Here is a 10,405-nt window from a genome sequence, read left to right on the forward strand (position 1 = left end):
CAGTTGGTCATCTATCAGTTCTTTTGGCATCGCTCTCCACCCTGACAAAACAAGATAGAAAGTTAACACTACTCATGAAAAGTTAACAGCACTTTTTTTCAGTCGTTTTAATTTCGCAACAGCCTCTTAGTGACCCGTAGCAGCAGGTGGTGCGCCGCCATTAAGTTGGCGCTGCATCAGATCTTTGGCCGCCGCGAGTGCATCGTCCGGCTTTGTCGCAACATCCGGGATGACGCCCACGCCCTCCCAGTTTGTATGGGTGATTGGGCTGATTGAGCGTCTACTTGGTATAAAGGCAGCAAAATACTCGCTGAGACGATATGGGCGCGAAGCGTTAGCGCCGCCCCAAGTGCGTTCGCCAATCACCGTGGCGCGTTTCAATGCCTGCATTTGGTATGCGAAGGATTCGGCGGCGGACTTCGTGTTGGGGCCTGCCAGGATTAGGACCGGCTTCTTGCCACCATAGCGTTTGCCGTCAAGCTTATCCTGTGTCCAATACTGCGTGGTGATGCCGGTCGTACGTTCCCAGGTGTCGTTGAGGCGGGTGGGCTCGTCAACCAGATAGCTGATCAGTAGCGCCACTGAGTCTCCCCCGCCACCACCGTTGTTGCGCAGATCGATGATGAGGCCATCGGTGTCAGCGAGTTTATTCATCACTGCGGCGAACTTGTCGGATATGAGGAAAACTGGCCCGAAAGAGGAAATCTGCAGGTAGCCAACATTGGGGCTAAGGTGATCAGCCTTTTCCACGCCAAGGTTTGATGCGAGAATCTTTTCAAGAGCGGCAGGCGGCACCTGTTTTTCCCACTCCGCCCGCGTCTGGGGTGGCGGCGGCATTGCATCGTCGGGCGGCACCGGGCGGGTGCTGACATATACCGCCATATGCTTGTCGTGGACAACGCCCTCAATATCATCCGACAGCTGTTTGGCCAGCTGTTTACCGTCTGTGATCCCATCGTACTTGCCCTCGCGCTGGTGCTGGCGCAAGACGACTTCGGCTTGTTGAGCTTTGTCTGGAAAAACGTAGTGGGCATTCAGCTTGGCAATCAGCGTATCGATGACCTCCAACCGGGTCGCACTATCGATCTCCCCTGTCGGAGGCGACGCTGGCGGGCCGGCGATTGCCCCTGTCACGGTCAGCAATAACAAAGACAGTGTGACTATCCATTTCTTTTTCATTATCTTCCTTTCAGATCAATATGTGGAAACGATTAATTGCGAACTGAACCAAAAAACGCGCCGTTGGCAAGAGGGCGGCCGTTCAGCAGACGGGCTTCAACAGCCCTGCGCTGCGCGATCCGAAACCCCGGTCCTCCTCTGCTACATCTGGCGAAACTGCTTGGTAAACCCTTCACTAATGCTCAAGCGCTCGGTCCGGCCTTTCAGGATTACCTCCAGCCCGCCGCCGCCGCGCGCCCCGTATTCACTGCGTTCGATCCGGTCAATGGACTGAAGATTGACGATGGCGCTGCGGTGGATTTGCGCGAACAGCTGCGGGTCCAGTTGCTCGAGCAAGGACTTGAGAGGCAAGCGAATCAGCGCATCGCCGTTCACCGTCACCACCCGCGTGTACTTTTCGTTCGACTGGAAGTACAGCACTTCACTCACCATCACCAACCGCACCGAATTGCCGCTCGAAGCCTTAATCCACTTGAGGTACACCGGTGTGCTCTCTTGTTCAAAAAGCTGTTTCCACACGGTGGGTGGCGGGCTTGCGGTCGTGCGCGACTTCAGACGGCGTATCGTCTGCAGCAGGCGTGCGGTCGTCAACGGCTTGACCAGATAGTCGGACGCGCCGGCATCGAAAGCGGCCAAGGCATATTCCGCGTGTGCCGTAACAAACACGACTTGGCACGACTCGGGAATATGGCGCGCCACCTCCATGCCGTTGAGGCCGGGCATCTGTATGTCCAGGAAGACGACGTCCGGTTTCAGTGCATCGATGCTTGCCACCGCTTCGATACCGTTTTCGACTTGGCCGGCGATTTGTAGTTCGGGCCACAAGACACGCAACTGGTCCATCAGCTCTGCCCGCAGCAGAGGTTCGTCTTCGACGATCAGGGCACGTGGCATCATGCGTGGCTCCCAACAACAGGCACGGTCAACAATGCGCGTACTCCTTGTTCGTCGCACGGCTCCACGAAAAGGCTGGCCTTGCGCCCGTATAGCAGCAGCAAGCGCTCTGCGATATTCGCCAGCCCCGTGCCTTGCCCGGCTTGTTCGGTCAAGCCGATGCCGTCGTCGACCACAGACACGCTCAGCAGCTCGTCCGTCCCGTCGCTCTCATGCCTTGCGCTGATGGTGATCAGGCCCGGTCGGCTGGCCCGCTCCAAACCGTGTTTGACGGCGTTTTCCACAAGCGAGATCAGCATCGCCGGCGGGAACGGCAGGCTGCGCAATTCCTCGGCCACTTCGACTGCGAAGCGCAGGCGCGCGCCCATGCGGATGCGCATCACCGCCAAGTAGTCGTTAACCAGATCCATTTCTCGCCCCAGGGTCGAGGACACTGAGCGCATATCCGGCATCGCGTTCTGCAGGTAGCCGACCAGGTGGTCGAGCATGTCCTGCGCGGCCTGCTGGTCGGTACGGATCAGGTACTTTAGATTTGCCAGGGTATTAAACAGGAAGTGCGGCTCGACTTGGGCCTGCAAGGCTGAGAGGCGCGCCTGCAGCGAGGTGCGTTCCAGCTCGCGCTCACGCCGAGCCGCGTCCAGTGCATTTGCATGGCGCGTGAGGCGCTGGCGCAGTTGAGCAGACACCACCTCGGCGGTCTTCAGCGACTCCCCCTGCTGGATCGCGAACCAAGCCAGGCCAGGGCGGCAGCGCAGCTCGATGCGGCAGCTGGGGCCCAAATCGGACGATACCCTCACCTCGACATGGCGCCCCAGTGCCAACGGGCGCCAGCGGCCCAGCACGATCCGGCCTTTGAAAGGGTCGTGGATGAACGCCGGCGGGCCGGAGTAGCCGAGTGCCGTGCCGAGCGCCAGCCCCGACAAGGACTCGGTGCACAGGTCGAATGTAGTATAGGTATTGAACGGCGCATCGATGCGACGCGTCACCGAGGAAGCCATCGCCTCCGCACACAGCGCCTTGCCCTCATCGCCCAGCCGGGTGAGAAAGCTGCGGGCGATTCCGCTAGAAATCAGCGCGAGCCAGGCCATCACCGCCAGCGCAACGCCACCGACAATGTACAGAGTCAGCTTGTGGTGCTCTACTTCGCCCGGCGCATCCGGACCGAAGTTCAGCCAGAGCGGCAGCAACGCGATCGCCAGCGACAGGAACAACAGCGAACCAGCGTTGAAGCGCAGCGCCGACTGCAGCAGGTAGCGGCGCACCAAGCGGCGGTCGTGCTCGACTTCCGGTAAGGGAGGCTCGTTGAATGGCAGAAATGGGGGAGAACTCATTAAATTCCTCGTTTAGAACTTGCCCGCTATTCTAACGGCTCGGGTGCGCGTGTTTTCGCCCATGCGATAAATGCCCGCAAATCGGGAAGGAAACCGGCGCCAGCAGGATGAATGCCGCCGACCCAATCGCTGCCCGGGCCTGGCGATTTTGAAGGATACAAGCGTGTGCTCAAATTTGACTGGAGAGGTGCGACAGGCTGTAAAGCGTTTCATTCGGAAGTAGTGTCAGCAGAATTCGATCGTTAAAGTCGAAAAATGGCATAGCCCTCCCTCAATATCCATACCTCATCAGCAATAATTTCGATTCATCAGGGATTCTATTGTTTCTGTATTTTTTTCAGATACTTCCTGGCATTACTCGTCTTTGATTTGGCAGCAATATCAAACTTCAAAACTTCTTTTGAAGTTTGATATTCGACTTTACTATCCGGTTTACGACTTTAAGGGAATGTTTACAACTTTAATTTACGAGAACAAGTCATAACTCAATGCGCTGCCTTATTAAGTTGTCCCGCTTTTTGCCAGCTTACGTGGCTTGTCTATTCCATCCCTCTTGCCAGCGCAGTGCTGTAGACCAGTAATTGCAGTGGCACCAAGGATAGTATGAGTGACGGTTGGCCGTGATGCTCTTGCCGGCGGATGGCCTGTAAACTTTCTCTGGAGGTGACGCGGGCGCGGACTTCTTGCATGTTGGATTTGAGTTTTTCTATTGGAATATCGCTGGAGCGACAGTAACGGCGCGCATTTTTTGGTGAGCAAGGCGAGGGGCCGTACTTGAGCGCACCGCACCGCACCGCACCGCACCGCAGAAGATACTTCATGAGCTAACAGAATGCACAGCGACACTCAAGCTTCAAGACTCCGGATCAAACATAAACACCCTAAGCTCCTGATCACAGCGACAGGCTTTGGCGATGCGTGCGGCCCAGGCGATAGCTTCGTCTCTTGTAGGAAGCTCAAGTATCGTAAAGCCACCATCAAGTGGCGGTGCCCATGGGTAGCCGCCCTCAGCGACTGCGCCATCGGCTGACACCAGAACGGGTGGCACTGATTCATTAATACCACCGCCGAAAACATAGACGCCTGCTTCTTTTGCCTCGCGTATCACGGAACGGGCGTCCCGCCCGACAATCATCATCTCACTGTCGGGTACTTTCATTGCAACGCTGGGAAATGAAATGAGGTACTTTGCCATGATCTTTTTTCTCCGGAAATGTTGTGCTTAGTGATAAAGGTCAAGTTAAGAAGTAGCAAGAATGGCTCAGTAATAAAGCTGGTTGTGGACCCGCTGTTAAATCCTTGATTTTCTGAAGATGAAGTCAGCGCAAAATTGGCCAATACGCGGCTAAGCACGAGAATCTCAAAATGCCTTTGATTAATTTTGATCGCAGACCTTAGCTAGTTCCGAACATGCGAGTCAGCTACGCCCCTGATTTCGCAGCACCCAAAGGATAGAAGTTGAGCACGACCTCAACCCCTTCCCTTCGGGCCATAAATGGCACATGTGGCTTCAACAATTGTCTCTCCGACCGAGTCAGGGATTACACTGGATAGCGACAATTGATTCCTTGGAGTGCTCCACGATTTTGGAGCTCCATTGACCCCATCATATTCTGAAACCTCGTATATTCCAATTTTTCGAGCATGACAATCAACAATTTCTCTTGCCAGAGTGTATTTACCGGTGACCACTTTTTTGGTCTGGACTACATTATTGAATTCTAGCGGCTTGCCATCCTGATCGATTATTACCTGTTTGGTGTATTCGGTCTGTCGAACCCAAATATCAACGGTATCCCCCATTCGATTAGCTGTGCCGAGCAGAATCCCGAAAGATGTGTAATTCGATCCTTTTTCATTTGATTCGGCAATTGGGATGACGAAATTACGGGGCTCCTTACCTGTGGTCTTACAAAGCTGCACTGAACGTTTGGCCAATACCGGCGCTACAGACAAGGTTGAGGCTGAAATGGGAGTCAAATCAACTTTATCGATGAGTAAGCCGTCGGAGAAATTAAAAATAGTCTCTCCTTTGATTGCCATCGAAGCGTCTATCGCACTGATCCAGCTACCGTCGCAGGCAAGTAATACAAGATTTTACCCTGCAAACCACTGGAACTCTTCATCCATGCTGCACGAACCAGCACAGCATTTCCTACCCGTTGAACATCTTTCACATCCGGAACGGTTATCACTGCACCGTCCGGTGCAGGTTCTGTTGCGGCCGACCACGCATGCTGGTGACAAGACATCAAAAAGCAAGTGGCGATTAGTAGTGACGTTTTCATACTAAAAATAGCTTTTAAGTTAAAAATTCCATTTATCAGAATATCATCTTGCCAATTTTAATAAAATATTTTTCTCACATGTCACAATTAAAGTTGGCTTATTTCTTAATCCCCCCAAATAATTAAAGAACAGCAAGAGAGCGTCTGGAGGGATCGGACATACACATATTGAAGACCCAATACTACTCCGCGCTCCGTCCAACCAACTCTATTTCCTCAGCGGTCCGTAGTTGTGTTTAATTCTTTGCCGGTAATGGATAGCTACCGGCAAAGAAGATTTACACGCTTTGATAAACACGCACATCAGGTGCCGCGTCCAGCAGCGGTTTGAGAGCAAGCACGACGTCCTGGTTGAACAGCTCGCTTTGCAGGTAGGCATGTGCAGCCTCTTTACTTGCGAAGCCATGCAACACCTGAACATCCTCGTCGCGTACGAGCAGTTCTTTGGACTTTGCACCGGATATGTTATCTAAAAATGATGCTTTGTATTTCTGGTAAACCGCAGCAGCGGCTGCGCGGTTTTCTTCAGCGATTTTAAGGGTAATCTGCAAGTAAATCATCGTCAGTTCTCCTGATTTGAATAAGTTGTGGTTGAATAAAATGGAGTTGGAGCATGGCAAGCTATGTGGCTTGTCACGGAATGCATCAGTTGCGGCCAGCCATGACACCGCCATCAACATCCCAGATCGCACCGGTTACCCAGCTGGCTTTGTCCGATAACAGGAAGGTGATGACCCCGGCCACATCCTGTGGTGTGCCAACACGGCCGATAGGGTGAAAACTGTTAAAACCCTGAAGAACGCTGTGCACTTCGGCTTTCGGGATAAAGCCTTCGTAGATGGGGGTCTGCACTACTGCTGGCGAAACGGCATTCACGCGTATCTGTTTCGACGCCAGCTCCATGGCCAGATGCTGAGTCAGGGCGTGCAAACCCGCCTTTGCCATGGAATAGGCAGACGATGGTGTGGCGGCTATAGCTTGTTTGGCCCACATGGAACCGATATTGACGATAGCACCCGGCCGTTTGCCAGCAACCAGATTGGCGGCGACCTTCTGGGTAACAAAGAAAAAAGCCTTATTCAGTTTCATATACTGCTCAAAATCAGCTTCCTGATGTTCGAAGAATGGCTTGGGGAAGAAAACCCCGGCAGCATTGACCAGCAGATCGATATCCGGATGATGTTCGTCTATCTCTTTGAGGAGCTTTGCCAAGCCTTCTTCACTAGCCAGATCAATAGTCAGCGCAGCTACCTGTCCCAGGGCAGCCAGTTCTTTGCGTGCCTGTTCCGTTTTTTCTGGACGATGACCAACAATCAGCACACTGCCACCTTCGGCCATCACGCTGCGCGCCGTTTCCAGCCCCATACCACTGCTGCCACCGACCACAAGCAGCTTTTTACCCTTGAATTGATTACTCATCACTATTTCCTTTGCCCGCCTATTCGGCTGGCATAAATTAGTTAGATTGAACTGACTTATTTCCTGAACTTCCCTTGCTTTGTAGCTTTGAGTTGATGGTGGCAAGGGCTAGAACCAAGTAGAAAAACTACCTCGCACGATTGCTTGCGAACGAAAACTACTGGAACAAGGCCAATTTTGATCTGCCTTGCAGCTTCGGACAAACGAGATAAAATGTTCCTAATCAAAAGAAAATGTTTATCGATATGAAGCTACCCGTCCACCTGAATGCTTTACGCGCATTTGAAGCAAGCGCCCGTCATCAAAGTTTTTCGTCCGCTGCGGATGAGCTTAACGTCACACCTGCAGCTGTGGGGCAACTTGTACGCAGCCTTGAGGATTGGGTTGGTGCCCCATTGTTTCATCGCGCCTCAAGTGGGCGTGCAAGGCTCACGCCAACCGAAACCGCTGAACGTGCCCTGCCGGATATACGCTCGGGTTTTGACAAGCTTACGACTGGACTAGCAAGATTGAGAGAGGTTTCGCTAAATGGCGTGCTGACCATTACCGTGAGCCCCGCATTCGCTGCGAAATGGTTGCTGCCAAGGATTGACAGGTTTCAAACGGCTTGCCCCGACACTGACGTACGTCTGGATACCAGTCTCAGGGCGGTCGATTTTGTAGCGCAAAGGATTGATATAGGCGTACGTTACGGCCTGGGAAACTGGGCAGGATTGAAAGCTGACAAGTTCATGGCGGAAGAGATATATCCGGTGTGCTCGCCAAACCTGTTACAGCATGGGAGACTTTCCGCCGCCAGCGATCTGGTTGGAGAAACACTTATCCATGATTTATCGATGGATGGACATGCAGACTTCCCCACATGGGATGCCTGGTTGAAAAAAGCCAATGTATCAGGTGTCGCCACCATTCGCGGAATGAAGATCAATAATTCGGCAGCGGTATTACAAGCCACAGCAGAAGGACAAGGCGTTGCGCTGGCGCGAAGCGTGATGGCAAGAGATGATTTGCAGTCGGGCCGGTTGGTACGGCTCTTTCCTGAAATATCGTTTCCTTCACCACTCGCCTACTATATTGTTTATCGGCCAGACTCCGCCAACTTGCCCCGGCTAATAGCATTCAGGGGTTGGTTAATCCACGAAGCAGCGAATGAGCCATGACTGGAAAAACCCGTCCTCACTCGCCGCTATGAACGATTGATTTGCGCTTGTCAAAAGTGATCACAGCAAATAAAGTTGGTCGAGCTGCCTAGAGCTAAGCACTTGATTCAACTAGGGTAGCTCTAATACAGAAAGTTGGTCGAGATTCGCAACTCGTCAGTGCGTAGCTAACTAAACTCGGACAAATTGTAGAACTATTTACCCGGCGATGCCATCCATGCCATAACATAGTCAGTATTTTTGCTATTGAGGTAATCTCTGAATTGGCCAGGATTATAGATTTTTTTCTTTACCAATGATTTAAACTCCTGCAGCGCGAGGATTAACTCTCTGTCGCGCACTAACGGCTCTTCATGATTTTTTTCTTCGGGGGACATTGACTTGCGTTGTTTAATAAAGGAGAGACTAAGTGGCATTTTCTGTTCCGGCGTTCCCATCACCAAACGAGTTCGAAAAACCCCATTTCCAATATCTTGCTCTGGTTCCTGATTTATTACAGGGCGCAATTTCGAGTAATACTTCTCAATTTCATAATGTCCTCGAAAAAGTTCACCCGAACTCACCGATTCTCCAAAATAAATATTTTCATTTACATTCAACCATTGAAGGTGGTTTAGACGAACAACGTCCCTATCGTCAAGAATAGCGACACAATCGGAATTTTTCTTTCCCAATTTGTAGCAATTTTTATCGAAAAGAATCACAACGTGCCGCGGGGAAATTGGTAAGAAAATTTGCAAGCCCTGGCATGCGAGTCCGATATTACTGGAGATAGTTCGCTCATATAAAAATTGATTGCGATAGACTACCGGGTTATCACAAATAATGAAATCTTTGTCTGTTTCATTAATGAGAATTTTTATTTCAAGGTCATACACAAGAGGAAGGCCATCTATTGCGATTGACAACGGAATATCGGTTGGCTGAACCAGTCGAATTGAAATATTTTCCAAATCCTTATCAGAAAATTTTCCTTCTCTAGTTAACGCAATTTTGGCGATCTCTTCAGCTTGTAAATTGACCGACTCAGCTTTGTGCTTTGTTCTTGCGTGTTGAAGTAAAACAAAAGCCAATAGCGTTTCATGCTCAACACTAAAACGCGCAGGGCATATACCTCCAGCAATCATGTCCGAGATAATTTTGGAGGCGCCGCCTTCTACGAAGCCGAGCAAATTTTCAGCTATTAAATCTTTTCCATAAAAATAATCCTCGTAGCACTGATCCTTCAAATTTCCATTTTTAAATATCTCTTTGCGCCTCAGATTAAAAATATTTATCAGTTTTTTTTCTGGAAGCCAGGAGAAATTTCTTAATAAAAATTTGGGAACGTAATGTTGTTTCTTTTTTTCAGCCATACCAATTCCTAAAGACGTCATCATAGACAAAGGGATTGTGCGTTTTAAGATGATAGTTGGATTTTCACTGAGAATTATTCAATGAAGAGTACGTTTAAATTATTTTTCAAAATTATATTGGTGATGTATTTTCATACTCACAAGTACAGGCCATTTGCTACCAAACACATTGCCTTGACCAATTAAAAAAATGGGTGTATCTTTTTTTTAGCCGCGCACATCGGCTAGCCCGTCCACTCAGGCATCGTTTCTCTTGGGAACATTGTGTGTAGTGCAAGTGATAACTTTTTAGTTGCTACTTGTTTTGGTGTGTGGACGCGCTGAAAGTCTGGTAGCAATTTGGAGAGCTATCATGCATAAATTTACTTACACTCAAATCAAACGTTTTAAGCTTGAAGCCAAGACCCGTTCCCGAGCATCTGAAATCGGTCATATAAAAGCCCTCGACTGTATTGCTCATGAGCAGGGATTTGGTAATTGGTCACTTCTTATGAAAACCGCAGCACCTGATACCGATGACTCGGTTGCATCATTCAAATTTATCCGAACTAACGACGATATGCGCTCAGCCATGCGGAATCGGCTTGAAATATTTGACCGCGTTCCTGGGCGCTATGCTCCTCCAAATATGGATGTGGCTAGTATTTGGAACGAAATTAAATTACCTCCGGCAAAGCCGGAGGTTTATTGCTGGGGCGCCTCAAAGGCGCTGGTAACCCTTGAGCCGCCTAAAGGCGGCTACAGTCCCAATTTCATTTGGTCGTAACGCTCATCTTCCT

Annotated in this window: 10 protein-coding genes and 1 pseudogene; 2 read left to right on the plus strand and 9 right to left on the minus strand. The window is 50.6% G+C overall.

Annotation, left to right across the window (positions count from 1 at the left end; genetic code table 11):
- Nucleotides 1–126 precede the first annotated feature (126 nt).
- The 8 genes and pseudogenes from ACO0LI_RS30205 to ACO0LI_RS30240 all read right to left on the minus strand — a co-directional run bounded on the left by ACO0LI_RS30205 (nucleotide 127) and on the right by ACO0LI_RS30240 (nucleotide 7,111).
- A complete protein-coding gene (locus tag ACO0LI_RS30205) occupies nucleotides 127–1,179 on the minus strand; it encodes a S41 family peptidase (RefSeq protein ID WP_423037613.1) in 1,053 nt (350 codons plus the stop codon).
- Nucleotides 1,180–1,320: 141 nt separating this feature from the next.
- Nucleotides 1,321–2,076, minus strand: coding sequence for a LytR/AlgR family response regulator transcription factor (locus ACO0LI_RS30210; RefSeq protein WP_422949152.1), 756 nt, complete (start codon nucleotides 2,074–2,076; stop codon nucleotides 1,321–1,323).
- On the minus strand, nucleotides 2,073–3,404 hold the full coding sequence (locus ACO0LI_RS30215; RefSeq protein WP_422949153.1) for a sensor histidine kinase: 1,332 nt from the start codon (nucleotides 3,402–3,404) through the stop codon (nucleotides 2,073–2,075). Before ACO0LI_RS30215 ends, ACO0LI_RS30210 begins: the two co-directional genes overlap by 4 nt.
- 501 nt (nucleotides 3,405–3,905) lie before the next feature.
- Nucleotides 3,906–4,201: pseudogene (locus tag ACO0LI_RS30220) on the minus strand (glutamine--fructose-6-phosphate aminotransferase); the annotation flags it as partial.
- A 56-nt stretch (nucleotides 4,202–4,257) separates the two neighbouring features.
- Nucleotides 4,258–4,599, minus strand: coding sequence for a YciI family protein (locus ACO0LI_RS30225; protein ID WP_422949154.1), 342 nt, complete (start codon nucleotides 4,597–4,599; stop codon nucleotides 4,258–4,260).
- 275 nt (nucleotides 4,600–4,874) lie between these two features.
- The gene (locus ACO0LI_RS30230; RefSeq protein ID WP_422949155.1) at nucleotides 4,875–5,447 is read right to left on the minus strand and encodes a hypothetical protein; all 573 of its coding nucleotides are present in this window, start codon (nucleotides 5,445–5,447) and stop codon (nucleotides 4,875–4,877) included.
- 523 nt (nucleotides 5,448–5,970) lie between these two features.
- Entirely contained in the window at nucleotides 5,971–6,252 is a 282-nt protein-coding gene (locus ACO0LI_RS30235; protein ID WP_422949324.1) for a hypothetical protein, read from the minus strand.
- 85 nt (nucleotides 6,253–6,337) lie between these two features.
- Nucleotides 6,338–7,111, minus strand: coding sequence for an SDR family NAD(P)-dependent oxidoreductase (locus ACO0LI_RS30240; RefSeq protein WP_422949156.1), 774 nt, complete (start codon nucleotides 7,109–7,111; stop codon nucleotides 6,338–6,340).
- A 245-nt stretch (nucleotides 7,112–7,356) separates the two neighbouring features.
- Here ACO0LI_RS30240 and gcvA point away from each other — a divergent pair, with 245 nt between their 5' ends.
- Nucleotides 7,357–8,271 (plus strand): transcriptional regulator GcvA, encoded by a 915-nt coding sequence (gene gcvA / locus ACO0LI_RS30245; protein ID WP_422949325.1) that lies wholly within the window; start codon nucleotides 7,357–7,359, stop codon nucleotides 8,269–8,271.
- Nucleotides 8,272–8,465: 194 nt separating this feature from the next.
- On the opposite strand, the gene ACO0LI_RS30250 is transcribed toward gcvA, so the two are convergent.
- Nucleotides 8,466–9,626 (minus strand): DUF4238 domain-containing protein, encoded by a 1,161-nt coding sequence (locus ACO0LI_RS30250; protein ID WP_422949157.1) that lies wholly within the window; start codon nucleotides 9,624–9,626, stop codon nucleotides 8,466–8,468.
- 352 nt (nucleotides 9,627–9,978) lie between these two features.
- Between ACO0LI_RS30250 and ACO0LI_RS30255 the strand changes: the two genes are divergently transcribed.
- Complete coding sequence (locus ACO0LI_RS30255) at nucleotides 9,979–10,392, plus strand: hypothetical protein (RefSeq protein WP_423037615.1); 414 nt, start codon at nucleotides 9,979–9,981, stop codon at nucleotides 10,390–10,392.
- Nucleotides 10,393–10,405: the final 13 nt, after the last annotated feature.

The organism is Undibacterium sp. Tian12W (assembly GCF_049339405.1).
In the GTDB taxonomy this organism is placed as follows: Bacteria; Pseudomonadota; Gammaproteobacteria; order Burkholderiales; family Burkholderiaceae_D; genus Undibacterium.